Genomic DNA, 25,811 nt, shown 5'->3' with positions numbered 1-25,811 from the left:
AACAGAGCCAAATAGGGCATAGGGTGCACGCGCGGATGCCGGCAGCTCGGTGAGTCGTCTGCGTATCCGGCTCCTCACGGAGCGTGCTGAACTCGGTCGCCGAAGCCGTAACTCTTTCGAGTGACCGTCGTTGAGTGTGCGGAGGTGGTTGGCAGAGGTAGTCCTCGGGCAGGTGTCCGAGGGGTGCGCCAACCGCCCAGGTGACGATACGTACCAGCCTGGAGGCTCAAGGTGACGCGCATCAGCTGCGGAGGGCGGTCATGACATCCGTCCTCGTCTGCGACGACTCCCCGCTTGCCCGAGAGGCGCTCCGACGGGCGGTTGCAACCGTGCCCGGCGTCGAGCGCGTGACCACCGCGGCCAATGGCGAGGAGGTCCTCCGCCGCTGGGGGGCCGACCGCTCGGACCTGATTCTGATGGACGTACGGATGCCCGGCCTCGGCGGTGTCGAGACCGTGCGCCGGCTGCTGTCCGCCGACCCCGGTGCCCGGATCATCATGCTCACGGTGGCCGAGGACCTGGACGGGGTCGCGCTGGCGGTCGCCGCCGGCGCCCGCGGCTATCTGCACAAGGACGCCTCGCGCGCCGAGCTGCGCGCGACGGTGACGCAGGCCCTGGCCGATCCGACGTGGCGGCTCGCCCCGCGCCGGCTGCGGTCGGCCGAGATGGGCGCCGCGCCGACGCTCACCGCCCGCGAGATCCAGGTGCTGGAGGGCATGAGCCACGGCCGCTCCAACGCCGAGATCGGACGTGAGCTGTTTCTCTCCGAAGACACCGTCAAGACGCACGCGCGGCGGCTTTTCAAGAAGCTCGGCGCCTCCGACCGGGCGCATGCGGTGGCACTCGGTTTCCGCTGGGGCCTGGTCCGCTGAACCGTCGTGACGTGCAGCGATGCGGGGTAATGAAGATCCCCGCCCGCCCTCTGGCGGGCGGGGCGACATGGTGCCCCGCACGCTGCCCGGTGCCACGGCGGCCCGATTCCCCGCGCGGTGCCGCATGCTTGAGGCATGGAGTTCCTCGGGGACGGGCCGGTCGGGCAGGAGGGGAGGGCGCACGAGATGACAGCCGGCGCACCTGCCGCGCATAACGCTTCAGTGCACAAGTGTGGACCTGATGCCGCGGATCGTTCGGCGTCAAGGCACCATGGACCGATGCGCGATGACGGGAAGCAGGAGATCGGCGCTCTCGTCGCACGCGCCGTCGAAGGAGACCGGCAGGCCACCCACGACCTGCTGGCCCACGTCCACCCCCTCGCTCTGCGCTACTGCCGCACCCGGCTCTCCCGGCTGCCCGGCGACGCCCGGCACTTCGTCGAGGATCTGGCGCAGGAGGTCTGTGTCGCGGTGCTGTGCGCGCTGCCGCGCTACCGCGACACCGGGAAGCCCTTCGAGGCGTTCGTCTTCGCCATCGCCGGCCACAAGGTCGCCGATCTTCAGCGGGCCGCGATGCGGCATCCGGGCAGTACGGCCGTGCCGTCGGACGAGATGCCCGAGCAGCCGGACGATTCGTTGGGTCCCGAGGAGCGGGCGCTGCTGAGCAGCGACGCGGAGTGGGCCAAGAAGCTGCTGGCGAATCTGCCGGAGAACCAGCGGGAACTGGTTCTGCTGCGGGTGGCGGTGGGGCTGACGGCCGAGGAGACCGGGCAGATGCTGGGCATGTCGCCCGGTGCGGTGCGGGTCGCCCAGCACCGGGCCCTGAGCAGGCTGCGGGCGCTGGCCGAGCAGTAGCCCCCCGGACAGCGCGGCGTCCGATGGATCGCCGTCCCGCTCGCCCTACGACGGGAAGTAGACGTAGGAAAGTACAAGTGACGAGGCCCTCATTGCTCGTGGAATGAGACACCGTACAAGGCCGTTAGCATGGGAGTCCGCGCTGAGGCAAGAGCATTGGGGAAGGTGTCATGAGTGACAACGTCGAGGGTATGCCCGCCAAATTCGCCATGCTCGGGCTGACATACGACGACGTGCTGCTGCTGCCCGGCGCGTCGGAGGTGCTGCCCAACGCCGTCGACACCGCGTCCCGCGTCTCGCGGAACGTCCGGGTCAACATCCCGCTGCTCTCGGCCGCGATGGACAAGGTCACCGAGGCGCGGATGGCGATCGCCATGGCGCGACAGGGCGGCGCGGGCGTGCTGCACCGCAACCTGTCGATCGAGGACCAGGCCAACCAGGTCGACCTGGTCAAGCGCTCCGAGTCCGGGATGGTCACCGACCCGATCACGGTCCGGCCGGACGCGCCGCTGGCCGAGGCGGACGCGCTGTGCGCCAAGTTCCGGATCAGCGGGGTGCCGGTCACCGACGCCGCGGGCAAGCTGCTGGGCATCGTGACCAACCGCGACATGGCCTTCGAGATGGACCGCAGCCGCCAGGTGCGCGAGGTCATGACGCCGATGCCGCTGGTCACCGGCAAGGTCGGCATCTCCGGCGAGGACGCCATCGAGCTGCTGCGCCGCCACAAGATCGAGAAGCTGCCGCTGGTCGACGACGCGGGCCTGCTCAAGGGCCTGATCACCGTCAAGGACTTCGTCAAGGCGGAGAAGTACCCGAACGCCGCCAAGGACGCCGAGGGCCGGCTGATCGTCGGTGCCGCGGTGGGCGTCGGCGACTCGGCCTACGACCGGGCGCAGGCGCTGGTCGAGGCCGGTGCGGACTTCCTGGTCGTGGACAGCGCGCACGGGCACAGCCGCGGCATCCTCGACATGATCGCCAAGATCAAGTCCAACATCAGCGTCGACGTCGTCGGCGGCAACGTCGCCACCCGTGACGGCGCCCAGGCGCTGATCGACGCCGGCGTGGACGGCGTGAAGGTCGGCGTGGGCCCGGGCTCGATCTGCACCACGCGGGTGGTCGCCGGCATCGGCGTCCCGCAGGTCACCGCGATCTACGAGGCCGCGCAGGCGTGCCACGCGGCGAACGTGCCGCTGATCGGCGACGGCGGCCTGCAGTACTCCGGCGACATCGCCAAGGCGATCGCGGCCGGTGCGGACACCGTCATGCTGGGCTCGCTGCTGGCCGGCTGCGAGGAGTCGCCGGGCGAGATGGTCTTCGTCAACGGCAAGCAGTTCAAGTCCTACCGGGGCATGGGCTCGCTGGGTGCGATGCAGTCGCGCGGCCAGGCGCGGTCGTTCTCCAAGGACCGCTACTTCCAGGACAACGTCCTCTCCGAGGACAAGTTGGTGCCGGAGGGCATCGAGGGCCAGGTGCCCTACCGCGGCCCGCTGGCCTCGGTCGCGCACCAGCTCGTCGGTGGTCTGCGCGCCTCCATGGGCTACGTCGGCTCCGCCGACATCCCCGAGCTCAAGGAGAAGGGCCGGTTCGTGCGGATCACCGCCGCCGGTCTGAAGGAGAGCCACCCGCACGACGTGCAGATGGTCACCGAGGCGCCCAACTACGCGCGCAGCTGACGGCCTCCTCGACGCCCGCTTCGCCGAGTGGCGGCCGGATGCGCCCCCAGTCTTCCCCGTCGGGGATACTGGGGGCGTATCCGTAGGAGGGCAGAACCAGTGACTGAGATCGAGATCGGGCGCGGCAAGCGCGGCCGCCGGGCATACGCGTTCGACGACATCGCCGTGGTACCCAGTCGGCGCACCCGCGACCCGAAGGAGGTCTCGATCGCCTGGCAGATCGACGCCTACCGCTTCGAGCTGCCGTTCCTGGCGGCCCCGATGGACTCGGTGGTCTCCCCGCAGACCGCGATCCGCATCGGCGAGCTGGGCGGCCTCGGCGTGCTCAACCTCGAAGGGCTGTGGACCCGCTACGAGGACCCCGAGCCGCTGCTGGCGGAGATCGCGGAGCTGGACGGTCCCACCGCCACCAAGCGGCTCCAGGAGATCTACGCCGCGCCGATCAAGGAGGAGCTGATCGGGCAGCGCATCAAGGAGGTGCGCGAGGCCGGTGTGGTCACCGCCGCCGCGCTCTCCCCGCAGCGCACCGCGCAGTTCTCCAAGGCGGTCGTGGACGCGGGCGTGGACATCTTCGTGATCCGCGGGACGACGGTCTCCGCCGAGCACGTCTCCAGCGCCGCCGAGCCGCTGAACCTCAAGCAGTTCATCTACGAGCTGGACGTGCCGGTGATCGTCGGCGGTTGCGCGACGTACACCGCGGCGCTGCACCTGATGCGGACCGGCGCGGCGGGCGTGCTGGTCGGCTTCGGCGGCGGGGCGGCGCACACCACCCGCAACGTCCTGGGCATCCAGGTGCCGATGGCGACCGCGGTGGCCGATGTCGCCGCCGCCCGCCGGGACTACATGGACGAGTCCGGCGGCCGGTACGTGCACGTGATCGCCGACGGCGGCGTGGGCTACTCCGGCGACCTGCCCAAGGCGATCGCCTGTGGCGCGGACGCGGTGATGATGGGCTCGCCGCTGGCGCGGGCGACGGACGCGCCGGGCCGCGGCCACCACTGGGGCATGGAGGCGGTCCACGAGGACGTGCCGCGCGGCAAGCGGGTCGACCTCGGTGCGGTCGGCACGACGGAGGAGATCCTGTGCGGTCCGTCGACCACGCCGGACGGGACGATGAACTTCTTCGGCGCGCTGCGGCGGGCGATGGCCACCACGGGCTACTCCGAGCTGAAGGAGTTCCAGCGGGTCGAGGTGACGGTCGCACCGCGGCGGTAGACCCCGCCTGAGGACGTGTGAAGGCCCGGCTGCGCGTTGGCGCGGCCGGGCCTTCACGCGTTACAGGCGGTGGGCCGCGCCGGTGGGGGTGGCGCCGCGGGTGTCGAGGAGGAGTTGCGCCTTGACCGCCAGGCCCTGGAGGTCGTAGGTGCGGTGCGGCTGGAGGAGCACCGTCAGGTCGGCGGTGGCGGCGGCCTCGTAGAGGGAGTCGGCGCGGGGGACGGGGCGGCCGTGGACCTCCCAGTGGGGGACGTAGGGGTCGTGGTAGGTGAGGTGGGCGCCCAGGTCGCGCAGGCGGGCGGCGACCTCGTGGGCGGGGGTGCCGGCCAGGTCGGCGAGGTCGGGCTTGTAGGTGACGCCGAGCAGCAGGATGCGGGCGCCGCGGGCGGACTTGCCGTGCTCGTTCAGGAGCGTGGTGCAGCGCTGGATGACGTAGGTCGGCATCCGGCCGTTGATCTCCTGGGCGAGTTCCACCATGCGCAGCGGTGCGCCGGGTGAACCACCGTGCGGGGCACGGTGGTTGGGGTCGATGGGGGCGGCGTGGCCGCCGACGCCGGGGCCGGGGCGGAAGGACTGGAAGCCGAACGGCTTGGTCTCGGCGCAGCGGATGACGTCCCACAGGTCCACGCCGATCTCGTGGCAGTAGACCGCCATCTCGTTCATCAGGGCGATGTTGATGTGGCGGTAGTTGGTCTCCAGCAGGTTGGCGGTCTCGGCCTCGCGGGGGCCGCGGGCGCGGACGACCTTGTCGGTGAGCCGGCCGTAGAAGGCGGCGGCGGCCTCGGTGCAGGCGGGGGTGAGGCCGCCGATGACCTTGGGGGTGTTGCGGTAGCGGTGGGTGCGGTTGCCGGGGTCGTGGCGGGTGGGGGAGCAGGCGAGGTGGAAGTCGCGGCCGGCGGTGAGGCCGGAGCCGGCTTCCAGGAGGGGGCGGAGGAACTTCTCGGTGGTGCCCGGGTAACCGGCCGATTCGAGGATGACGGTGGTGTGCGGGCGCAGGCGGGTGGCCAGGGTGCGGGCGGCGTCGGCGAGAGCGGACAGGTCCAGGGTGCCGTCCGTGCCGAGCGGGGTGGGTGCGCACAGGACGGCCGTGCGGACCCGGCCCAGGGCGGCGGGGTCGGCCGTGGTGCGGAAGCCGGCGGCCAGCAGCCGGCGGACCTCGGTGGGGGAGAGGGGGCCGCCGGTGCCGGGGAGGGCGGCCACCTGGGGATCGGGGTCGTAGCCGATGGTGGTGAGGCCGGCGGTGGTGGCGGCCTGGGCGAGGGGGAGACCCAGGTGACCGAGTCCGATGACGGCGAGATCTGCGGGCATGCTGCGGCCGTCCTTCCCGAGCGAGTGTGTGGGCCCTGCGCGGTGTCCTGGTGGTGGCCGTCGGCACGCGGGCCCCAACCACTAAAAGGACATAAATAGACTAAGCGGATATTTGACCCAGAATGGGTATTGGCGGATCGAGGTGGCCGGGTGTTGCCGCCCTGAGCGGAAGGTGGTCGCCGGAACCAACCGCGGAGAGAATCGACGGACGGGGGGTCCGGCTCCGAATCACAGCGGGAGGCAGTGGTGAAGACAGCGACACTCGGACCGGCGCAGCGCGCCAAGGCACTCACCCAGATGGCGGAGCGGGAACTGGACTTGCTGGTGGTCGGCGGCGGCGTCGTCGGCGCCGGTACCGCGCTGGACGCCGCGACCCGCGGGCTGGACACCGGGCTGGTCGAGGCCCGTGACTGGGCGTCGGGCACCTCCAGCCGGTCGAGCAAGCTCATCCACGGCGGCCTGCGGTATCTGGAGATGCTGGACTTCGCGCTGGTGCGGGAGGCGCTGAAGGAGCGCGGGCTGCTGCTCCAGCGGCTGGCGCCGCATCTGGTCAAGCCGGTGCCGTTCCTCTATCCGCTCCGGCACAAGGGCTGGGAGCGCTGGTACGCGGGCTCCGGCGTGGCGCTCTACGACGGGATGTCGGTCTCCTCCGGCCACGGCCGGGGGCTGCCCGTCCACCGCCACCTCTCGCACCGCCGCGCGCTGCGGGTGGCGCCCTGCCTGCGGAGGGACGCGCTGGTCGGCGCGTTGCAGTACTACGACGCGCAGATGGACGACGCCCGGTACGTCACCACCCTGGTGCGGACCGCGGCGGCCTACGGCGCGCACGTCGCCAACCGGGCGCGGGTGGTGGGTTTTCTGCGCGAGGGCGAGCGGGTGGTCGGCGCGCGGGTGCAGGACGTCGAGGGCGGTGTGGAGCACAAGATCCGGGCCCGCCAGATCGTCAACGCGACGGGCGTCTGGACCGACGACACCCAGGCGCTGATCGGGGAGCGCGGACAGTTCCACGTCCGCGCCTCCAAGGGCATCCACCTGGTCGTCCCCAAGGACCGGATCCACTCCACGACCGGGCTGATCCTGCGGACGGAGAAGAGCGTGCTCTTCGTCATCCCCTGGGGGCGGCACTGGATCATCGGCACCACGGACACCGACTGGGACCTGGACAAGGCGCACCCGGCGGCCTCCAGCGCCGACATCGACTATCTGCTGGAGCACGTGAACTCGGTGCTGGCCACCCCGCTCACCCGGGACGACGTGGAGGGCGTCTACGCCGGTCTGCGCCCGCTGCTGGCCGGCGAGTCGGACGCCACCAGCAAGCTGTCCCGGGAGCACACGGTCGCCCACCCGGTACCGGGCCTGGTGGTCGTCGCGGGCGGCAAGTACACCACCTACCGGGTGATGGCCAAGGACGCGGTGGACGAGGCGGTGCACGGGCTGGACGCCCGGGTCGCCGAGTGCGTCACCGAGGACGTGCCGCTGGCCGGCGCCGAGGGCTACCGGGCGCTGTGGAACGCGCGGGCCCGGGTCGCCGCCCGGACCGGTCTGCACGTGGCCCGGGTGGAGCACCTGTTGAACCGTTACGGCTCGTTGTCCGAGGAGCTGTTGGAGATGGTGGTGGCCGACCCCTCGCTGGGCCGGCCGCTCGCCGCCGCCGACGACTACCTGCGCGCCGAGGTCGTCTACGCCTGCACGCACGAGGGAGCCCGGCACCTCGACGACGTGCTGACCCGGCGCACCCGGATCTCCATCGAGACCTTCGACCGCGGCACCCGCAGCGCCCGGGAGGCCGCCGAGCTGATGGCGCCGGCGCTGGGCTGGGACAGCGCGCAGATCGAGAAGGAGATCGCGCACTACGAGAAGCGGGTGGAGGCGGAGCGCGAATCCCAGCGCCAGCCCGACGACCTGACGGCGGACGCGGCCCGGCTGGGCGCGCCGGACATCGTGCCGCTGACGTAGTCCGTGGCACCGCCGGGTCGGCCCGGCTGCGCCGGCTCAGTCCGGCCGGTCGCGGGACGGGCAGAACTCGGCGGTCAGCACGGCGGTGCCGTCGCCCTGGTCGGTCGGGTCGTCGGTGTTGACCCGGTAGCTGACCAGGTGCCGGCCGTCGGCGGTGCCGGCGGTCTGCGCGTACGAGCCGTTGATGTCGCCGTTGTGGCCCCAGACCGTCACGCCGCAGGGCAGATGGGTGGCGTAGACACCCAGGCCGTACGCGCCGTGGGTGGCCTTCTCGCTGCGCAGCTGCGCCATCTGGCGGGGCGCCAGGAGCTTGCCGCCCAGCAGCGCGGCGAAGAACCGGTTGAGGTCGACGAGGGTGGTGATCATCTCGCCGGCGGCGCCGGCCCGGCTGGGGTTGAGGGCGGTGCTGTCCACCTGGTGGCCGTCGATCAGGGAGTAGCCGCGGCCGTGCGGCGCGGGCAGCGTCGGGCTGTCGCCGGGGAAGGAGGTGCCGCGCAGGTCGAACGGGGCCAGGATGCGGCGGCGCAGCTCCTCGGCGTACGGGTGCCCGGTGACGCCCTGGATGACCAGGCCGAGGACCAGGTAGTTGGTGTTGGAGTAGGCGAAGGGGGCGCGCCCCCAGCTGCCGTCGGGGGCACCCCCACCCGTGCCCCTGTGGCGGGGGGAGCGGGTGCGGACGCCGGTCGGCGGGTGGGCGAGGGCGATCCGCAGCAGTTCGGTGGGGGTGTGGCGGTCGTAGCGGTGGGCCACGAAGCCCGCGCCGTAGAGCTGTTCGGCGAGGTGGGGGTCCTCGGTGTAGTTGAACAGGCCGCTGGTGTGGTCCAGGAGCTGGCGGATCGTCACCCGGCGCAGATCGTTCGCGCCGCCCGCGCCGGTGAGCGGCACGCCGGGCGGGAGGTGCTCCGCGGCGGGGTCGTCCAAGGCGAGCCGGCCCTCGCCGACGAGTTGCAGGACCACCGTCGCGACCAGGGTCTTGGTGAGGCTGCCCGCCCGGAAGCGGTCCAGGCGGCCCATCTTCCGGCCGCTGCGCAGATCGGCGACGCCGACCACGGTGAACCGCGAGGCCGCCAGGCGGCCGTCCCGGGTGGCCAGCGCGGCCGCGCCGGGGGCGCCGTCGGTCACCAGGCGGTGCAGCGCGGCAGCGGTGGTGGCCGGCGCCCGGACCGCCCTCGGGCGTGCCACGGAGGCGAGCGGGGTGCTCGTACACGCCGTCAGGGCCAGGGCGGCCAGCACGGCCAGGACGATGAGGGCGACCGGGCGCGGCGGACCCGGGGTGATCGGGCGGGGAGGGTGGAGCGGCAAAAAGAACTCCCGTCGTCGGGGCCATCATGACGGGTGCGCGGTACCCTCCGGCACCCACCCGGGCCTTCCGCACGGCCGCGGATGAGAGAGAATGAAGGCTCTGCCAGGGTGGGTTGTCCGAGTTGGGCCAGTTTGGCGATCGATGGAGAATCGAGGCCGCCAACTCGGCTGGAATGCAGAGGGGATTCAGTGGGCGACGAGGTCGAGATGGACGGCAAGGAGGGCAGGCTCCTCGCCGGCCGTTACCGGCTCGCCGATGTTCTCGGCCGAGGCGGTATGGGCACCGTCTGGCGGGCCGGCGACGAGGTCCTGGGGCGCACGGTCGCGGTCAAGGAACTGCGCTTTCCCGGCGGGATCGAGGAGGACGAGAAGCGTCGTCTGATCACCCGCACGCTGCGCGAGGCCAAGGCGATCGCCCGGATCCGCAACAACGCCGCGGTGACGGTCTACGACGTGGTCGACGAGGACGACCGGCCGTGGATCGTGATGGAGCTGGTCGAGGGCCGCTCGCTGGCCGAGGTCATCCGCGACGACGGTCCGCTCACCCCGCGCCGCGCCGCCGAGGTCGGCTACGCGGTGCTCGACGTCCTGCGCGCCGCCCACGGCCAGGGCATCCTGCACCGCGACGTGAAGCCGTCGAACGTGCTGATCTCCGACGACGGCCGGGTCGTGCTCACCGACTTCGGCATCGCCCAGGTCGAGGGCGACCCCTCGGTGACGTCGACCGGCATGCTCGTCGGCGCGCCCTCGTACATCTCGCCGGAGCGGGCCCGCGGCCAGAAGCCGGGCCCGCCCGCCGACCTGTGGTCGCTCGGCGGGCTGCTGTACGCCTGTGTCGAGGGCGTGCCCCCGTACGACAAGGGCTCGGCGATCGCCACCCTCACCGCCGTGATGACCGAGCCGGTCGAGCCGCCCAAGAGCGCCGGGCCGCTGGAGGACGTCATCTACGGCCTGTTGGTGAAGGACCCGGAGGGCCGGCTGGACGAGGCGGCGGCGCGGGCGCTGCTGCACGAGGTCATCCACGCCCCGGAGCCCAAGCCGGAGCCCCCGATGGACGCGACGCGGGCGATGGCGCTGCCCACCGCGCCGCCGGAGCGGTCGGGCGGTGCCAGGCCCGCCAGGCCCGCCCAGGACACCGCCAAGCCCCGGACGCCGAAGAAGCCCAAGGCGAAGCCGACGGCCTCCGCGGCCTCCGGGGCGAGCACGGCAGGTGCGGCAGGTGTGGCCACCACGGCCACCGGTACCGGTGCGGCCGCCGGGGCCGACCGGACGGCGCCGGGCGCGTCGAAGGCGGCGCGCACGGACGGCGGTTCGGTGAAGCCGGCGCCGGCGCGGGAGCCCGCCAAGAAGAGCGCCGCGGCGCGACCGGCCGCGAGCAAGGCCGCGGCGGACGGCTCCCCGACCCGCGCCGGGTTCGACGCGGACGCCGCCAAGGATCGGGTGCGCGCGGCCCTGACGTCCGTGCGGAACGCCGCCGCGGCGGCCCGGTCCGACTCCAGACCCGGCGACCGCGACGGCCGTCCCGCCCCGCCGCGCGCCTCGGTGACCGACGTCGTGCCGCGCCGGACGCTGATCATCGCGGCGGCCGTGGTGGTCGTCGTCCTCGGGACGCTGCTGGCACTGCTGTTCAGCAGCGGCGACAACAGCAACTCCGCCTCCGGCAAGGCCGGCAAGGGCACGGACGCGAGCCGGGCCGCGAGCCGGTCGGCCGACGCGAGCCGTGATCCGGCCACGGACGGCGCCGGCACGCCTGGCGGGGCGAAGTCGGGCGGCACCCCGGGCGGCGGCACCCCGGGCGGCGGCAAGGGCGGCACGCAGGGTGCCGGCGGCGCCGGCGGCGGCGAGGGCGGGAAGAAGGGCGGGGCGGCGATCCCGGACGGCTTCGCGCAGGTCACCAACGGCGGGTTCCACTTCGCCATGGTGATGCCCAAGGGGTTCAAGCAGACCGATACGGCCGGGCAGAACTCCGGCGCCATATACAGCGCCGACGGCGGCTTCCCGCGCATCCAGGTCGACTACAACGACTCGCCCGGCAAGGACGCCGCGGCGTCCTGGCGCGGCCTGGAGCCCGACGTGGCCGGCTCCAGCGACGACTACCACCTGCTGGGCATCAAGGCCATCGGCTGGCGCGGCTACCCGACCGTCGCGGACTGGGCGTTCACCCGCCGTCAGGGCGGCGAGGACGTGCGGGTGCTCAACCGCGGCTTCCGCGCCGACGACCACCACGGCTACGCCATCATGATCACCTGCAAGGCGGACGGCTGGGACGACGAGGAGTGCCGCGAACTGCGGGACACCGCCTTCCGGACCTTCGCGATCAAGGACTGACCCGACGCGGGCGGTGGGCCGGCCCGTCGGGGCCGGACCGCCCGCTCCCCGGCGTCCGCGGACGGACACGGCGCGCGTCGCGGTCCGACGGGCTCAACTGTCGGTGCTGCCCCGTATCGTGAGAAGTCCACAGTCGTACGCATCCGCCCCGGGCGGGCGCGGCGCACGCTGAGGGGAGGCGCGTCGTGGACGAGTACGCGGGGAGAGTGCTCGCCGAGCGCTACCGCCTGCCGGCGCGGCCGTTCGGCGACGATCCCGGCCCCGCGGCGGACGCCCCCGGCGCCCCCTACGACGCCTCCTGCCCCGACCAGTTCGGCGAGACCCGGGCCTTCGACACCTACAGCGGGCAGGAAGTGCTGATCCGTCAGGTGCCGCTGCCGGAGGTGGTGGACGCGGAGCTGCTGGCGGCGGACGGATCCGGTATGCCGGCCGGTTCCGGCGCGGACGGACATCCGGCGCACGGGCGTGCGCAGGATGGTTTCGCCAGTGGCGGCCGGACGGCGGCGGTCCGCGGCCGGGCGGCCACCCAGGGCGCCGACCGCAGCCCCCGGGACCCGGTCGTCCAGCACGCCCTCCAGGCCGCGACGGCCGCCGCCCAACTGCCCGACCACCCCCTGCTCGACCAGGTCTTCGACGTCTTCGCGCAGGACGGCAGCCTGTGGATCGTCGGCGAACTCCTCCCCGCCCGCCCGCTGTCCGCGCTGCTCGCCGCGCGGGCGCTGAGCCCGCACCGCGCCGCGGAGATCGCCGTCGATCTGCTCACCGCCCTGCGCGCCCTGCACGCGCACGGCTGGCTGCACCGCAACATCACCGCCCGCACGGTCCTGGTCTGCGACGACGGCCGGGCGATCCTGACGGGGCTGGCGGTGGGCGCGGCCCAGGAGGCGCTGTGCGGGTACGACCCGGTGCCCGAGGAGCCGGCGGACCAGGCGCCCGGTGGCGCGGGGCCGACCGGGCTCGCCGCCGAGCGGGCCCGGCAGGCGCGGCTCCAGGTGGTCGGCGCGGTCACCGAGCGCTGGGCGCCGGAGCAGGCAGGGCCGGCGGACGGGAGCGCGGCGCCGGTGGGTCCGGCGGCGGATCTGTGGGCGGTGGGCGCGCTGCTGTTCCGCGCGGTGCAGGGCCATCCGCCGTATCCGGAGGAGAGCGCCGCGGAGTTGGTGCGGTGGGTGCGGGCGCAGCCGCCGGCCGAGGCCGCGGAGGGCGGGGCGCTGCGGCCCGTCATCGGGGCGCTGCTGTGCCAGGACCCGGCCGGGCGGCCGGCGGCCGAGGAGCTGCGCGACCGGCTGCGGGCGCTGGTGCGGACGGCGCCGGAGCCGGATCTGGGCCGCCGGACGGTGGCCCTGCCTGCGCTGGCGGGGCCGGCCGATCCGCGGCGGCTGCCGATCCTCCGCCGGCGGGGCGAACTGGTCCGCCGGGGGCGGCCGAAGAGGCTCCGCGCCCGTCCGCGGTCCGTGCCCGCGGGCCGGGCGGCGGGCGCGCCTCCGCCGCGCTCGGCCGAGCCCGCGGCGTTCCGGCCGGCCAGGTCCGCGCGCTCCGCCGGGCGTCCGTCCGGTGCCGGGCAGGAGCCGTCGGAGCTGTTGGGGCACGTCGGGGTGGGGCCCGTGCCACCGCGACCGCGGGCCGGTCGGGGGCCGCGCAGCCTGGGCCGGGTGCTGCTCACCGTGATCCTGCTGCTGATGGTGGCCGGGATCGCCTACGCCGTGATGTTCCTGCCGAAGTCCGGGGCGGACGCGGCGGGCGGGCCGTCGGGCGGGGGCCTCACGGGCACCTCGGGCGTGACGCCCGGCAACAGCCCGGCCGTCCCGCCCGGCCGGGACGGCGACGACGGCAGGGGCACCGGCCGCGCGCCGGGCACCGGTGCGCCGCGGACCACCGCCTCCGGGGGCGTCGCCGCCGGCTTCGCCCTGCGCACCGACCCCGCGGGATTCCAGATCGCGGTGCGCGAGGGCTGGCAGCGCGGCGCCGGGGCGGACCGCGGCCAGGTGCGCTACACGGGCGGCGACTACGAGCTGCTGGTGGTGCCCGGCCGCGACACCACCGCGCGGTTCGGCCCCGATCCGATGGCCTACCAGCAGGACAAGGAGCCCGAGTTGGCGGCGTTCCGCGCCTCCGGCTGGTCGTCGGTCTCCGGGCTGCGGCGGATAGACGTCGGGCAGACGGCGATGGCCGAGGGCGCCTTCACCTGGAAGGACGGCAGCGGTCGCCAGGTCTACGCCCGCAACCTCGCGATGATCCGCGACGGCCGCTACCACTGCGTCCTGGTCATCGGCCCGGACACCGGCCGCACCGAGGTGGACCGCCTGTACACCCAGGCCAGCAGCTCGTACCGGCCCGGCTAGCCGCGTCCGCGGGGTGGCCGGCGGGCCGGGAGCCGCCGGGCCCGCCGGACGGGCGCCCCGCCCGGTGCCCGTCCCCGGTCGTGTCACGCACCTCCGCCGTCGCCTCCGAACCGCTCCCGCAGCTCCTGTTTGAGCACCTTGCGCAGGGTCGCCCCGCGCGGCAGGGCGGGCAGCACCTCCAGCCGCTCCGGCAGCTTGTGGCGGGCGAGTCCCTGGGCGAGCAGCCGCGCGGTGACCGCGTCGAGCGTCAACGCGTCCGCGCCCGGCGGCTGTTCGACCACCGCGCAGACCAGCTCCCCGCGCTCGGGGTCCGGCAGTCCGACGACCGCGGCGTCCGCGATGTCCGGATGGCGGTAGAGGAGGTCCTCTATCTCCCGGGCCGAGATGTTCTCGCCCTTGCGGATGATGATGTCCTTGAGGCGGCCGGTGATGACGAGGTGGCCGGTGGGGGTGAGGTGGCCGAGGTCGCCGGTGCGCAGGAAGCCGTCGGCGTCGAACGGAGCCGGTTCGTCCAGGTAGCCGCGGCAGACGGCCGGGCCGCGCAGCAGGATCTCCCCGCTCCCCGGCGCGATCCGGACCTCCATCCCGGCCGGCGGCCGGCCGTCGGTGGTGGCCAGCAGGTCGGCGCTGTCGTGCGGATCGCCCATGGTGACCATCGGGGCCTCGGTGAGCGCGTAGCCGTGGGTGAGTTGGCAGCCCAGTTCGGCCACCACCTCGTGGTACAGCGCGGGCGGTTTGGGCGCGCCGCCCCCGGCGAGCAGCCGCAGCGACGGCAGCAGTCGGCGGCCCGGCGGGAGGGCGCGCTGGGCGGCGAGGAAGAGGGAGTAGAAGGCGGTGGAGCCGCCGGCCAGGGTGACCCGGTGGCGGCGGTAGGGGGCGAGCGCGGCGGGCAGTGCGAAGTGCTCCAGCAGGACGGCGGGGATGCCGTGGACGAGCAGCATGACGGTGTAGTCGGGTCCGGCGACATGGGAGTAGGGGAAGGCCATCGAGCCGACGTCGTCCGGTCCCAGGCGCAGCGCGGCGGCCAGCCAGCCGCCGGCGGTGCGCAGGCTGCGGTCGGTGTGCAGGACGCCGCGAGGGGCGGCCGTGGTGCCCGAGGTCCAGTAGATCCAGCGGGGTTCGTCGGGGTCGGTGGGCGGTGCGGGGAGGGTGGTCGGGTCGCCGTCCGGCAGGGTGTCGTACGCCTCGACGACGGTCGGCGGGGCGGGCAGTTCCGCGGCCAGGCGGCGCGCCATCGCGGTGTGGTCGACGCCGCGCCGGACGCCGGGCACGACGACGAAGGCGGCGCGGGTGCGGCGCAGCACCTGGCCCACCTCGTGCTCGCGGTAGAGCGGCAGGACCGGGCTCTGCACCGCGCCGAGCCGCGCCAGGGCCAGGCTGACCAGCACCGTTTCGATCCGGGTGGGCAGTTGCCAGACCACCCGGCTGCCGGCGCGGACGCCGCGCGCGGACAGCCCGGCGGCGACCCGTTCGGCGCGCTCGCGCAGCTCCCCGAAGCTGATCCGGCGCTCGTCCCGGGGGCTTTCCGCGCCCTGGACGAGGGCGGTGGCGTCGGGCGTCCGGGCGGCTCGCCAGACGACGAGGTCCCACAGGGTGCTGCCGGTCATGCGGATCCCCTCCGCTCCATCTACTGACGATCCGCCAGGAAGGGCTCCGAGGTTAGGGGGCGGAGCCTTGTCGGTCCAGAGTGTCCACGGCTAGCCTGGAATCTGACGGGGTATCAGTTATCTGCGTGCCCGGCGCATCCGGGTGCGATGCGACCGGCACGGGCGAGGGGGAACGATGGCGAACCCGACCGAGCCGCCGCGCGGCACCAGCGTCCAGGACCCCGCGCGCGGGCCCGCCGCCCGCCGCGGGGCCCGCCTCCCGGCGCACCGGGACCGCTGATGGACCTCGCCTACACCGAAGAGGAGGAAGCCTTCCGGGCCCGGCTGCGGAGCTGGCTCGCCGAGGTGCTGCCCAAGCTGCCGCCGCCGCCCGCCGCCACCGACTGGCCCGGCCGACGGGCCCACGACGCGGCCTGGCAGCGGATGCTCCACGACGCCGGGTACGCCGGGCTGCACTGGCCGGCCGACGCCGGCGGCCAGGGCGCCACCCCCACCCAGCACCTGATCTTCCTGGAGGAGGCCGAGCGGGCCGGCGCCCCCTACGTCGGCGCCAACTTCGTCGGGCTGCTGCACGCCGGCCCGACGATCGCCGCGGAGGGCACCGCCGCCCAGCGCGCCCGCTGGCTGCCGCCGATCCTGCGCGGCGAGGAGATCTGGTGCCAGGGCTTCAGCGAACCGGACGCCGGCTCGGATCTGGCCGCGCTGCGTACCCGGGCGGTCCGGGACGGCGACGACTACGTCGTGACCGGCAGCAAGATCTGGACCTCGCACGCCGAGGTCGCCGACTGGTGCGAACTGCTCGTCCGCACCGACCCGGAGGCCCCCCGGCACCGCGGCATCAGCTGGCTGGCGATGCCGATGGACGCCCCCGGGGTGACCGTCCGGCCGCTGCGCACACTGGCCGGCTCCACCGAGTTCGCCGAACTGTTCCTCGACGAGGTCCGGATACCGGTCGGGAACCGCGTCGGGGCCGAGGACGACGGCTGGCGGGTGACGATGGTGACGCTCTCCTACGAGCGCGGCACCGCCTTCGTCGGCGAGGTGGTGGCCTGCCGCCGGCTGCTCGCCGAGCTCGCCCGCACCGCCCGCGCCGACGGCCGCTGGGACGACCCCGTGCTGCGCCGCCGACTGGGCCGGCTGAACGCCGAGTTCGCCGCGCTGTGGCGGCTGACCCAGTGGAACGTCAGCGAGGCGCAGGGGGCCGGCGGCGTCCCCGGCGCCGGCGGCTCGGTCTTCAAGCTGCGCTACTCGCACGCCCGCCAGGAGCTCTACGACGCGGCGGCCGAGGTGCTCGGCGGACGGGCGCTGGACGCCGACCACCCGTGGGTCGCCGGCCGGCTCTCCGCCCTCGCGTACACCATCGCCGCGGGCACCTCGCAGATCCAGCGGAACATCGTCGCCGAGCGGATCCTCGGCCTGCCGAAGGGGCGGTGAGCGGCCGGTGGACTTCCAACTCACCGCGGACCAGCGGGCGTTGCGGGACGGTACCCGGGAACTGCTCGCCCGCCGCTTCGGCCGGGACCGGCTGCGTGCCGCCGTCGACGCCCCGGCGCTGGACCGCGGGCTGTGGCGGGAGCTGGCCGACGCCGGCTTCTTCGCCCTGCGGCTCCCGGAGGCGGACGGCGGCGTCGGGCTGGGGCTGCCGGAGGCCGTCCTGGTCTTCGAGGAGGCCGGCCGGGCGCTGCTGCCGGGCCCGCTGGTGGCGGGGCAGCTGCTGGCCGGGGCGGTGGACGGGGTGGCGACTGGTGAGCGGATCGTCGCGCTGTGTGATGGCGCGACCGATCCGGCGCTGTGGGAGCACCCGGCCGACTGCGACGCGTTGATCTTCCTGGACGGGGATGCGCCGGCGCACGCGGCCCGGGCGTACCGGAGTGCACCCGCCGACGTCGCCCGCGCCCCCTTCGCCTCCGTGGACCCCCTCACCCCGCTCGCCCGCGTCACCGGCCCTGCGTGCACCGTCCCGCAGCCCGGCCTGGACGTGCCCCGGCTGCGCCGCGAGGCGGCCCTGCTGACCGCGGCCCAGCAGCTGGGCAGTGCGGCCCGGACGGTCGAGATGGCGGTCGCGTACGCCCGGCAGCGCACCCAGTTCGGCGCGCCGATCGGCTCCTTCCAGGCCGTCAAGCATCTGTGCGCCGGGATGCTGGTCCGCGCCGAGCTGGCCCGGGCCGCGGTCTACGCGGCGGCGGTGACCGAGGACGCCCTGGACGTCGTGGGCGCCAAGCTGTTGGCGGACGAGGCCGCGGTGCGCAACGCCCGGGACTGCCTCCAGGTGTACGGCGGGATGGGCTTCACCTGGGAGGCCGATGTCCATCTGCACCTCAAACGGGCCTGGCTGCGGGCCGAGTGGTGGGGCGGCGCGCGGGAGGCGGAGGAGCGCCTGGCGGACGCGCTGGCGGGGTGAGGGGGTGCGCCGGCGTCCGCGGACGCGTACGGAGCGTGCTGGCCGCGCCGTCGATGTCAGACTCTGGCAACCCGTGTGCGAAATGTCGGGTCCCTCACGCATAAGTGGTCACGGAGGGTCGATATCGGGTTGTGTCCTAGGCGTGACTCGTCACAGGGGGGAGTCGGCGCTGTGCTCGGGTACGCTCCGTGGGGTGCGAGTGGTTCTGTGGCGCAAATGTCACGGTGCCGTCGGAAGGACGGCTCCGGGGCATCGACTGCGCGCCGCTCGCCTCGGGCGAGGCCCCGATGACCCCCCATGTTCGACTCCCCGCGCTGTGCGTCGCACAGTATGCCGCACGCATACTCCCTTGCGCTGGAATATGCCCGAAGCGGTTGTTGCGGTGACTGAACGTCAACCATGCTGTGCTTCGCCGGAGTCACGCACCGTGACTCCGTGGAGGCGCGAGGCGATGTTTCCGCCGGTTCGGATGGTGTGAGCGGTGCAGGTGCTTCAGGTGCAGTTGGAAGTGCGGCCCGACCCCGCGGAAGTGGGGCGGGCCCGGCGGTGGGCCAGGTCGAGGCTCGCGGGGTCGGGCATAGGGGCGGACGAACCGCTCGCCGAGACGCTGATCCTGCTGATCTCCGAGCTGGTCACCAATGCGGTGGTGCACACCGGTTCGGCGGCCCGGCTACGGATGTGCTTCTCCGGGACGGGCGCCGTGGTGGGCACCGTACGGGTCGAAGTGGTGGACGTCAGCGCCCGCCCGCCGCGCCCCCGGCACGCGGACGGCGAGGACACCAACGGTCGCGGTCTGGAGCTGGTCGACGGCCTCGCGGACCGCTGGGGCTGGCAGCGGGAGGGGGCCGGCAAGCGGATCTGGTGCGAAGTGGACCGCGGGCAGCCGCTGCTGATGGCGGCCGGTGCGGACCTGGGGGCATATGACCCTGCTTGCGCCGTAACGAGCGTCACCACAAACCGGTCGTAAATCGCTGAATCGGTTCGCCTGACGCGGAATTAGTCCAGACCAGGTGTTGACGTGGCGTTCCCTGGTGATCACTCTTGGGGAAGCGATGCGCCGTGAGGGGACGGCAAGGGCGTGCCGGGTCGACGACCCGCGGCCTTGTCGAGTGCGGATCGCGGCCCGGAGCCAGGTGGCGGCCCGCGGTGCCGTGCTCGGGGCGCGCAGCGCGCGCCGCCGCCTGGCCGGTCCGGGGTCGCCCGCGCGCCGGGGGCGCGGCGTCGCACCTCACAGGACGGCCACCGGTGCGACCGGACTGCCGGTGCCGCCGACGAACGGCTCGGCCACCGCGGACAGCAGGAAGGCGGAGCGGCTCTCCTGCGCGCAGGCCGCCGACAGCTCCTCCAGATTCCAGTTCTGGCCCTGGAACATGCCCATCTCCACCAGGTGGAGGGCGTGCACCGGCATCCACAGGCCCTCGATCTCCGGCGGGAAGATCTCGAAGGTCAGGGTGTCGTTGGCGACCGCGGCGACCTCGCGGGCGTGGAACCACTCCGGGGTGCGCACCGAGAGCCCGGGCGAGGGGAACGCGTACGCCTCCCGGTCGCCGGCCAGGTAGTGCCGCAACTGCCCGGTCCGCACCAGGACGATGTCGCCGGACCGGACCGTCGTCCCGGCCAACTCCTCGGCTGCCTCCAGGTCCTCCGGCGTGACCGCGTGCCCGCCCGGCAGGCGGTCGGTGCCGTGGGCCCGGGCCACGTCCAGCAGCACCCCGCGGGAGAGGATCGGGGTGGCCTTCTCGATGCCCAGCGCGGTGGCGCCGCGGTGCGCGGTGACGGTGTCGGCGGGCCGCCCGTTGTAGAGCCGCCCGGAGTGCGAGACATGGGTCAGGCCGTCCCAGTGGGTGGCGGCCTGCAGGCCCATGGTGACGGTGTCGTCGGAGGTGGCGACGCTGCCCGGGCCGAAGATCTCGTGGTTGATCGCGACCATGGTGTGCAGCGGATTGACCCGTCCCGGGATCGCGCCGGTCTGCACGCCGTCCTGGCGGAGCGGCAGCGCCAGCGGGATGCGGCGGCCGGTGCGGACGGTCGCGGCGGCCGCGCGCACCACGTCCGGGGTGATCAGGTTCAGGGTGCCGAGCTCGTCGTCCGGGCCCCAGCGGCCCCAGTTGTTCACGCGCCGGGCGATGTCGTGGAACTCCTGGGGCAGGGGCATGGGCGCTCCTCGGGGCGGGTGGTGGGTGACGGGTGGGGCCGGTGGGGACGGCCGCCCTCGTCCGGGTGCGGGTTCGAGCCGTGCGTCCGGGGTTGTGTCCGGGGTCTTGTGCTCGTACCGCGTCTGCTCAAAAATCTAACGGGCCGTCAGAAACCGTGGGAAGGGGCGCGGCATGGGGAACTTCTTGGCCGGCAAGGTGGTCGCCGTCACGGGGGCCGGCCGCGGCATCGGGCGGGCCGTCGCCCTGGCGGCCGCCGCCGAGGGCGCGAAGGTGGTGGTCAACGACTACGGCGTCTCCATCGAGGGCGGCGAGCCCCGTAGCGAGGTGGCACAGGCGGTGGTCAAGGAGATCGAGGCGGCGGGCGGTACCGCCACGGCCGTCGCCGACGACGTCTCCACGATGGCCGGCGGCCAGCGGATCGTGGACACCGCGCTGGCCGAGTACGGGCGCATCGACGGCGTGGTGTGCGTGGCCGGCATCCTGCGCGAGCGGATGCTCTTCAACATGTCCGAGGAGGAGTGGGACCCGGTCGTCGCCACCCACCTCAAGGGCACCTTCACGGTCTTCCGGGCCGCCGCGGCGGTGATGCGCAGGCAGAAGTCCGGCACGCTGATCGGCTTCACCAGCGGCAACCACCAGGGCAGCGTCGCCCAGGCCAACTACGCCTCGGCCAAGGGCGGGATCATCTCGCTGGTGCGCAGCGCGGCGCTGGGCCTGCACAAGTACGGGGTGACCGCGAACGCGGTGGCACCGGTCGCCCGGACGCGGATGTCGGCCAATGTGCCGATGGAACTGAAGGAGATCGGCGAACCGGAGGACGTGGCGGCGTTCGTCGTCTACCTGCTGAGCGAACGGGCCCGGGCCGACGGGGTCACCGGCCAGGTCTACACCGTGGCCGGGCCGAAGATCGCGGTGTGGGCCCAGCCGACGGAACTGCGTACCGTCCACGCCGAGCAGCGGTGCGCGGACGCCGACGGGGGGCGGTGGTGGACGCCGGAGCGCGTCGCCGAGGCGATCGCCGGGCCGGTCGGCACGGACCCCATGCCGATGCTGGCGCAGCTGACGGAGATGGCGCGGGCCGCGAAGGCCGCGGAGCGGCCGAATGCCTAAGCGGTAACCCTTGGCCCCACGTTGTCGGTCGTCCCGCCGTGGGGTGCGCCTTGTGCGCCTGCGGCGCGGGGCCGCTGCGCGGGGCTGTCGGGTGCGGTGACGGGCCGGAGGGGCAGGGGGTTGGTGGGGGTGCGCCTGGGAGGGCGGGTGTCGGTATGGAGTTCTCGTTGGAGGACGAGTCGTTCCGGATGGCGGTTCGGGAGTGGCTTGCGGCTCATCTCGTCGGGGAGTTCGCCGCGTTGGGGGCGCGGGGCGGGCCCGGGAGCGAGCACGTGGGGGCGGGCGTGCGGCGGGCCTGGGAGCGGGAGTTGGGGGGTGGAGGTTGGATCGGGCTGGGGTGGGACCGGGCGCACGGGGGGTACGGGAACCGGGCCGGGTCGCTGACGCAGCAGGTGGTGTGGGCCGAGGAGTACGCGCGGGCCGGCGCGCCGGGGCGGGTGGGGCACATCGGGGAGAACCTGCTGGCGCCGACGCTGCTCGCGTACGGGGACCAGGTGCAGCGGAGGCGGTTCCTGCCGGCCGTGGCGCGCGGCGAGGAGCTGTGGTGCCAGGGCTACAGCGAGCCGGAGGCCGGGTCGGACCTGGCCGGCCTGCGGACGGTGGCGGTACGGGACGGGGCCGGGTACCGGATCAGCGGGCAGAAGGTGTGGACCTCGCTGGCCGGGGAGGCCGACTGGTGCTTCGTGCTGGCGCGGACGGATCCGGCCGAACGGCGGCACCGGGGGCTGTCGTTCCTGCTGGTGCCGATGGATCAGCCGGGGCGGATCGAGGTGCGGCCGATCCGCCAGATGTCGGGGACCGCGGAGTTCAACGAGGTGTTCTTCGACGGGGCGGTGGCGCGGGCCGACCATGTGGTGGGCGGCGCGGGCGCCGGCTGGCGGGTGGCGATGGGGCTGCTGGCCCTGGAGCGCGGGGTGTCGACGCTCGTCCAGCAGATCGGGTTCGCGCGGGAGCTGGCGGAGGTGGTCGGCGCGGCGGTCCGCGGCGGCGCGGTCCGCGATCCGGTGCTGCGCGAGCACCTCGTGCGCCAGTGGGCGGAGTTGAAGGTCATGCGGTGGAACGCGCTGCGGACCCTGGGCGCCGCCGGAGGCGTCGAGGGAGCGCCGAGCGTGGCGAAACTGCTGTGGGGCGGGTGGCACCAGCGACTCGGGGAGCTGGTGATGCGGGTGCGCGGCGCGGCGGCGACCGTGGGGCCGGTGGACTGGTCCCCGGAGGCGCCGTACGAACTCGACGCGCTGCAAAGACTTTTCCTGTTCACCCGGGCCGACACGATCTACGGCGGCTCGGACGAGATCCAGCGCAACATCATCGCCGAGCGGGTGCTCGGCCTGCCCAGAGTGGAGCGGGGAATGCCCAGTGCGGAGCGGGGAATGCCCGGAGCGGAGCGGGGAATGCCTGGAGCGGAGCGGGAATGAAGGGTGTCATATTCGACGGTGAGCAGGCCCGGGTCGTGGACGATCTCCAGGTGCGGGATCCGGGGCCGGGCGAGGTGCTGGTGGGGATCCGGGCGGCCGGGTTGTGCCACAGCGATCTGTCGGTGATCGACGGGACGATTCCGTTTCCGGTGCCGGTGGTGCTGGGGCACGAGGGCGCGGGGGTGGTCGAGGCCGTCGGGGCGGGAGTGAGCCATGTGGTGCCCGGTGACCACGTGGCGCTGTCGACGCTGGCGAACTGCGGGGCGTGCGCGGAGTGCGACCGGGGGCGGCCGACGATGTGCCGCAAGGCGATCGGGATGCCGGCGAAGCCGTTCCGGCGCGGTGGCACGGAGCTGTTCAACTTCGCCTCGAACTCGGCGTTCGCGGAGCGTACGGTCGTCAAGGCGGTGCAGGCGGTCAAGATCCCGAAGGAGATCCCGCTGACCTCGGCCGCGCTGATCGGGTGCGGGGTGCTGACCGGTGTGGGCGCGGTGCTGAACCGCGCCCGGGTGGACCGCGGCGACTCGGTGGTGGTGATCGGGGCCGGCGGGATCGGCCTCAACGTGCTCCAGGGCGCACGGATCGCGGGGGCGTCGGTGATCGTGGCGGTGGACGCCAATCCCGCGAAGGAGGCGGCGGCGCGGCAGTTCGGGGCCACCCACTTCGTGGACGCGTCGGCGGTGCCGGACACCGTCAAGGCGGTGAAGGAGATCCTGCCGACCGGCGCCGACCACACCTTCGAGTGCGTGGGCAGCACTCGGCTGATCCGGCAGGCGATCGACACGCTTGACCGGCACGGCCAGGCGGTGCTGCTCGGGGTGCCGCCGGCCACCGCCGAGGCGTCCTTCCTCGTCTCCTCGCTGTATCTGGACAAGTCCATCCTCGGTTGCCGCTACGGCTCCTCCCGCCCCCAACGGGACATCGCCCTCTACGCCCGGCTCTACCGCGAAGGGCGGCTGCTGCTGGACGAGTTGGTGACCGCGACGTACGGGGTGGCGGACTTCGCCAAGGCGGCGGACGACGCCCACCACGGGCGGGTGGCGCGGGCGGTCCTGCGCTTCGGGGAGTAGGGCGGCCTGTGGCCCGCCCGAACCGCCCGGGCGGGCGCTCCTTCAGGAGGTGAACCGCCCGAACGCCCCCCGGTGGAAGAGGAGCGGGCCGTGGGCCGCGGCGGTCGGGTCGGTGCCCAGGGCCTCGACGCGGCCGACGACGATGAGGTGGTCGCCGCCGGTGTGGACGGCGTGGATCGTGCAGTCGATCCAGGCGGGCACGTCCGCGAGCCGGGGCGAGCCGGTGACCGGGGCCGGGGTGTGGGGGACGCCGGCGAACTTGTCGGCGCCGCTGACGGCGAACGCGCGGCACAGGTCGCCCTGCGCGGCGCCGAGGACGTTGACGCAGAAGACGCCGGCCCGCGCCAGGCGTGGCCAGGTCGTCGAGGTGCGGCCCACCATGAACGCCACCAGCGGCGGGTCCAGGGAGAGGGAGGCGAAGGACTGGCAGGCGAAGCCCGCCGGGCCCGTCTCGGCGGAGGCCGTGATGATCGTGACGCCGCTGGCGAAGTGGCCCAGGACGGAGCGGAATTCAGTCGGATCCAAGGGGGCGCGTTCGTCTTCGCGTACGGCGCGCAATGGAGGGCGCGCGCCGACGGAGTGGGCGTGCGGGGCCGGCGGCGCGGCGGCGGTAGGGAGCCCGACGGAGCGGAGGTAGCGGATGGCGGTGGCTGCCATTCCGGCGTGTCCCATCATGCTGGTGATTGAATCTGATGGAGCGTCAGATGGGAAGGGGTGGGAGCCACTCACAAGGGTGGTTTGGCGCGGAAGGCCGGGCCGGATCATGGTGGTTGGGGGGAGATTGGGGCCGCGTTCCTGATTGGTCGCCGAGCGCACGGGTACCTTCCACCTCGGCCGCGCCGTAGCCAAGCACGGGGGAGTGTTCCGGTACATGGCCGATGCGACATCGCCGACCTCGTGGTCGGCCGCTGGTTCCCAGGGGGCCCGACCCGGTGGGCCCGGCAGTCCGTCCCCACCCTCGGGCCGGTCCGGTTCCTCCGGGCCACCGGGCCCCGGGGGCACCGCGTCGGCGGCGTTCGACGAGCTCTTCTGCGGGCTGCTGCCGCGGCTCTACCGGCGGGCGGTGATGCTGGCCGGGACCCGGCAGTCGGCGGAGGACGTGGTGCACGAGGCGTATCTCAAGCTCGCCGCCCGCCCCCAGCGCCTCCTGGCGCACCCGGAGCCGTATGCCTACGCCTTCACCGCCGTCCTCAGCGTCGCCCGGGACGCCTACCGCAAGGAGCGGCGGCAGGTGCTGGTGGAGGAAGTGGACGAGTGGGGCGCGGCCGGGGCCGGCACGGGGCCGGGGGCCGGCGGCGGATCCGGCGAGTGGGACGGCGGGATGGCGCGACGGCATGCGGAGCTGGAGGCGGTGCGGCTGCTGGGCCGGCTGTCGCACCGGCAGGCGGGGATCGTGATCCTGGTGGACCTGGACGGGTACACGATCGACCAGGCCGCGAAGATCATGAAGGTGCATCGCGGCACCGCCGCCCGCCATCGGGCCCGGGCCCTGGACAGGCTGCGCGCGTACCTCGTTGAATCGGAGCACGGGCAGGCCGGGAGGTGAGCGGCACGGTGGGCGCGGGGCCACGGGACGGCGCGGGCGGGCACGGCGAGGTCGAGGCGCTGCTGCGGGCGAAGCTGCGGGCGGCCGACGAGGAGATCGAGACGCCCGGCGGCCTGTGGGAGCGGGTCAGGGAGCCCGCGGCGGACGGCCGGGCGACGGCCCCGGCGCCGTGGGGCGGTGCCGCCGTGGCCTGGCTGTCGCGACGGCGCCCGTATGCCGTGGTGCTGGGCGTCGCGGCAGCAGTGGCGGTGGTGGTGCTGGGCGTCTGGTGGGTGCTGCTGCGGCCGGGCGCGGTGGACGTCAGACCGGCCGGGCCGCCGCGGACGGTGCCGCTCACGGTCTACAACAGCGAGGCCGCCTGCCGGGCGCCGCACACCCTGGAGTGCGCGCTGCGGCTGGCCAAGGACCCGCACCGGCCGTACGCGGCGCGCGGGAACACCGCGGGGCGGGTCTGGCACGGGGAGGTGCTGGCGGCCCAATGCGTGGTGACGGACGGGCAACTGATCCGGGACGAAGAGGGGATCACCTCCAGCCGGTGGTACCGGGTGCGCACCGGTGAGGGCGCACAGGGGTGGCTGCCGGGGGTGCGGACCCGTAATACCCGGGAGGTCCCGGAGTGCCCGGCGGAGGGCGGATGAGCCGCCCGTGGTGAACGGGC

General features: G+C 74.0%; 20 protein-coding genes. 15 read left to right on the top strand and 5 right to left on the bottom strand.

Annotated elements, in window-relative coordinates; genetic code table 11:
• Nucleotides 1-260: 260 nt before the first annotated feature.
• The 4 genes from JNO44_RS20010 to JNO44_RS19995 all read left to right on the top strand — a co-directional run bounded on the left by JNO44_RS20010 (nt 261) and on the right by JNO44_RS19995 (nt 4,615).
• Nucleotides 261-872 carry a response regulator transcription factor gene (locus JNO44_RS20010; protein WP_003948568.1) on the top strand — a complete coding sequence of 204 codons (612 nt, stop codon included), beginning with the start codon at nt 261-263 and terminating at the stop codon, nt 870-872.
• 279 nt (nt 873-1,151) lie between these two features.
• Nucleotides 1,152-1,727: a sigma-70 family RNA polymerase sigma factor gene (locus JNO44_RS20005; protein WP_018538709.1), complete on the top strand. Its 576-nt coding sequence runs from the start codon at nt 1,152-1,154 to the stop codon at nt 1,725-1,727.
• 170 nt (nt 1,728-1,897) lie between these two features.
• Nucleotides 1,898-3,400 carry an IMP dehydrogenase gene (gene guaB, locus JNO44_RS20000; protein ID WP_205365544.1) on the top strand — a complete coding sequence of 501 codons (1,503 nt, stop codon included), beginning with the start codon at nt 1,898-1,900 and terminating at the stop codon, nt 3,398-3,400.
• A 99-nt stretch (nt 3,401-3,499) separates the two neighbouring features.
• Complete coding sequence (locus JNO44_RS19995) at nt 3,500-4,615, top strand: GuaB3 family IMP dehydrogenase-related protein (RefSeq protein ID WP_205365543.1); 1,116 nt, start codon at nt 3,500-3,502, stop codon at nt 4,613-4,615.
• 60 nt (nt 4,616-4,675) lie between these two features.
• Here JNO44_RS19995 and JNO44_RS19990 read toward each other — a convergent pair whose 3' ends face one another.
• The gene (locus tag JNO44_RS19990) at nt 4,676-5,923 is read right to left on the bottom strand and encodes a nucleotide sugar dehydrogenase (RefSeq protein ID WP_205365542.1); all 1,248 of its coding nucleotides are present in this window, start codon (nt 5,921-5,923) and stop codon (nt 4,676-4,678) included.
• A 246-nt stretch (nt 5,924-6,169) separates the two neighbouring features.
• Between JNO44_RS19990 and JNO44_RS19985 the strand changes: the two genes are divergently transcribed.
• Nucleotides 6,170-7,879, top strand: coding sequence for a glycerol-3-phosphate dehydrogenase/oxidase (locus JNO44_RS19985; RefSeq protein WP_205365541.1), 1,710 nt, complete (start codon nt 6,170-6,172; stop codon nt 7,877-7,879).
• Nucleotides 7,880-7,915: 36 nt separating this feature from the next.
• Here the strand turns inward: JNO44_RS19985 and JNO44_RS19980 are convergent, their stop codons facing one another.
• Nucleotides 7,916-9,181 carry a serine hydrolase domain-containing protein gene (locus JNO44_RS19980; RefSeq protein WP_205365540.1) on the bottom strand — a complete coding sequence of 422 codons (1,266 nt, stop codon included), beginning with the start codon at nt 9,179-9,181 and terminating at the stop codon, nt 7,916-7,918.
• 189 nt (nt 9,182-9,370) lie between these two features.
• Here JNO44_RS19980 and JNO44_RS19975 point away from each other — a divergent pair, with 189 nt between their 5' ends.
• On the top strand, nt 9,371-11,509 hold the full coding sequence (locus tag JNO44_RS19975) for a serine/threonine-protein kinase (RefSeq protein ID WP_240167595.1): 2,139 nt from the start codon (nt 9,371-9,373) through the stop codon (nt 11,507-11,509).
• A 185-nt stretch (nt 11,510-11,694) separates the two neighbouring features.
• Nucleotides 11,695-13,848 (top strand): protein kinase, encoded by a 2,154-nt coding sequence (locus JNO44_RS19970; RefSeq protein ID WP_205365538.1) that lies wholly within the window; start codon nt 11,695-11,697, stop codon nt 13,846-13,848.
• A gap of 83 nt (nt 13,849-13,931) precedes the next feature.
• Here JNO44_RS19970 and JNO44_RS19965 read toward each other — a convergent pair whose 3' ends face one another.
• Nucleotides 13,932-15,455, bottom strand: a complete 1,524-nt coding sequence (locus JNO44_RS19965) for a class I adenylate-forming enzyme family protein (RefSeq protein WP_205365537.1) — start codon at nt 15,453-15,455, stop codon at nt 13,932-13,934.
• A gap of 279 nt (nt 15,456-15,734) precedes the next feature.
• Between JNO44_RS19965 and JNO44_RS19960 the strand changes: the two genes are divergently transcribed.
• From JNO44_RS19960 to JNO44_RS19950, 3 genes are all read left to right on the top strand, one after another.
• On the top strand, nt 15,735-16,889 hold the full coding sequence (locus JNO44_RS19960) for an acyl-CoA dehydrogenase family protein (protein WP_205365536.1): 1,155 nt from the start codon (nt 15,735-15,737) through the stop codon (nt 16,887-16,889).
• Nucleotides 16,890-16,896: 7 nt separating this feature from the next.
• Nucleotides 16,897-17,856 (top strand): acyl-CoA dehydrogenase family protein, encoded by a 960-nt coding sequence (locus tag JNO44_RS19955; protein ID WP_205365535.1) that lies wholly within the window; start codon nt 16,897-16,899, stop codon nt 17,854-17,856.
• 481 nt (nt 17,857-18,337) lie between these two features.
• On the top strand, nt 18,338-18,823 hold the full coding sequence (locus tag JNO44_RS19950) for an ATP-binding protein (protein ID WP_067350095.1): 486 nt from the start codon (nt 18,338-18,340) through the stop codon (nt 18,821-18,823).
• Nucleotides 18,824-19,084: 261 nt separating this feature from the next.
• Here JNO44_RS19950 and JNO44_RS19945 read toward each other — a convergent pair whose 3' ends face one another.
• Nucleotides 19,085-20,011, bottom strand: a complete 927-nt coding sequence (locus JNO44_RS19945) for a cyclase family protein (RefSeq protein ID WP_205365534.1) — start codon at nt 20,009-20,011, stop codon at nt 19,085-19,087.
• A 172-nt stretch (nt 20,012-20,183) separates the two neighbouring features.
• On the opposite strand from JNO44_RS19945, the gene JNO44_RS19940 reads away from it, so the two are divergent.
• The 3 genes from JNO44_RS19940 (at nt 20,184) to JNO44_RS19930 (ending at nt 23,607) form a co-directional block, all read left to right on the top strand.
• On the top strand, nt 20,184-21,122 hold the full coding sequence (locus JNO44_RS19940) for an SDR family NAD(P)-dependent oxidoreductase (protein WP_205365533.1): 939 nt from the start codon (nt 20,184-20,186) through the stop codon (nt 21,120-21,122).
• A gap of 155 nt (nt 21,123-21,277) precedes the next feature.
• Nucleotides 21,278-22,537, top strand: a complete 1,260-nt coding sequence (locus tag JNO44_RS19935) for an acyl-CoA dehydrogenase family protein (protein ID WP_205365532.1) — start codon at nt 21,278-21,280, stop codon at nt 22,535-22,537.
• The gene (locus JNO44_RS19930; protein WP_205365531.1) at nt 22,534-23,607 is read left to right on the top strand and encodes a Zn-dependent alcohol dehydrogenase; all 1,074 of its coding nucleotides are present in this window, start codon (nt 22,534-22,536) and stop codon (nt 23,605-23,607) included. The genes JNO44_RS19935 and JNO44_RS19930 overlap by 4 nt, the downstream gene beginning before the upstream one ends.
• A 42-nt stretch (nt 23,608-23,649) precedes the next feature.
• On the opposite strand, the gene JNO44_RS19925 is transcribed toward JNO44_RS19930, so the two are convergent.
• The gene (locus tag JNO44_RS19925) at nt 23,650-24,264 is read right to left on the bottom strand and encodes a flavin reductase family protein (protein WP_205365530.1); all 615 of its coding nucleotides are present in this window, start codon (nt 24,262-24,264) and stop codon (nt 23,650-23,652) included.
• Between the two features lie 214 nt (nt 24,265-24,478).
• Between JNO44_RS19925 and JNO44_RS19920 the strand changes: the two genes are divergently transcribed.
• Nucleotides 24,479-25,153: an RNA polymerase sigma factor gene (locus JNO44_RS19920; RefSeq protein ID WP_205365529.1), complete on the top strand. Its 675-nt coding sequence runs from the start codon at nt 24,479-24,481 to the stop codon at nt 25,151-25,153.
• Nucleotides 25,154-25,161: 8 nt separating this feature from the next.
• Nucleotides 25,162-25,791 (top strand): hypothetical protein, encoded by a 630-nt coding sequence (locus tag JNO44_RS19915; protein WP_240167594.1) that lies wholly within the window; start codon nt 25,162-25,164, stop codon nt 25,789-25,791.
• The last annotated feature ends 20 nt before the right edge of the window (nt 25,792-25,811 follow it).

The organism is Streptomyces noursei (genome assembly GCF_016917755.1).
Lineage (GTDB): Bacteria > Actinomycetota > Actinomycetes > Streptomycetales > Streptomycetaceae > Streptomyces > Streptomyces yunnanensis.
Note: the sequence above shows the minus strand (reverse complement) of the source record. Positions and strands in the feature narration are given on the sequence as shown.

Excerpts from the sequence above, each read along its gene's own strand:
- guaB (WP_205365544.1), top strand. The coding sequence starts at position 1,898 with ATGAGTGACAACGTCGAGGGTATGCCCGCCAAATTCGCCATGCTCGGG.
- JNO44_RS19930 (WP_205365531.1), top strand. The coding sequence starts at position 22,534 with ATGAAGGGTGTCATATTCGACGGTGAGCAGGCCCGGGTCGTGGACGAT.
- JNO44_RS19945 (WP_205365534.1), bottom strand. The coding sequence starts at position 20,011 with ATGCCCCTGCCCCAGGAGTTCCACGACATCGCCCGGCGCGTGAACAAC.
- JNO44_RS19940 (WP_205365533.1), top strand. The coding sequence starts at position 20,184 with ATGGGGAACTTCTTGGCCGGCAAGGTGGTCGCCGTCACGGGGGCCGGC.
- JNO44_RS19925 (WP_205365530.1), bottom strand. The coding sequence starts at position 24,264 with ATGGCAGCCACCGCCATCCGCTACCTCCGCTCCGTCGGGCTCCCTACC.
- JNO44_RS19920 (WP_205365529.1), top strand. The coding sequence starts at position 24,479 with ATGGCCGATGCGACATCGCCGACCTCGTGGTCGGCCGCTGGTTCCCAG.
- JNO44_RS19965 (WP_205365537.1), bottom strand. The coding sequence starts at position 15,455 with ATGACCGGCAGCACCCTGTGGGACCTCGTCGTCTGGCGAGCCGCCCGG.
- JNO44_RS20010 (WP_003948568.1), top strand. The coding sequence starts at position 261 with ATGACATCCGTCCTCGTCTGCGACGACTCCCCGCTTGCCCGAGAGGCG.
- JNO44_RS20005 (WP_018538709.1), top strand. The coding sequence starts at position 1,152 with ATGCGCGATGACGGGAAGCAGGAGATCGGCGCTCTCGTCGCACGCGCC.
- JNO44_RS19935 (WP_205365532.1), top strand. The coding sequence starts at position 21,278 with ATGGAGTTCTCGTTGGAGGACGAGTCGTTCCGGATGGCGGTTCGGGAG.
- JNO44_RS19990 (WP_205365542.1), bottom strand. The coding sequence starts at position 5,923 with ATGCCCGCAGATCTCGCCGTCATCGGACTCGGTCACCTGGGTCTCCCC.
- JNO44_RS19960 (WP_205365536.1), top strand. The coding sequence starts at position 15,735 with ATGGACCTCGCCTACACCGAAGAGGAGGAAGCCTTCCGGGCCCGGCTG.